This window comes from Methylobacterium sp. D48H (genome assembly GCF_053345715.1).
Map to the genome: position 1 here is coordinate 1 of NZ_JBKFAP010000196.1, position 288 is coordinate 288.

Sequence of the window (288 nt, forward strand, 5' to 3'; positions counted from 1 at the left end):
CAGTGCGACGCCGCCCCGGCAGCGTCGCGGGCCGCGGCCGCCGCTTCCCGGGCCGCAACCTGCCCTCGCACCACTTTCGTGCGGGCCGTGTCGGAGGCGCGGCGCGCCGCTCCGACGGCGCTTCCGAAGGCCGTCCGGGCCTGCGCGAGACCGGTCCCGGCGACGTCGCGGATCTGGGTCGGGACCTCGTGGCCCGACGACTGGGCTATGCACTGCGCCATGCGCGGTCTCCTGTCGGCCGCCATCCGGGTGCGGCCGGCCCGTTTGTGCATCGCACATGGACCGACG

Annotated in this window: 1 pseudogene; it reads right to left on the reverse strand. The window is 76.4% G+C overall.

Annotated features, from left to right (window positions below):
• A pseudogene (locus tag ACLBX8_RS32095) lies at window positions 1-221 on the reverse strand (hypothetical protein); the annotation flags it as partial.
• Window positions 222-288: the final 67 nt, after the last annotated feature.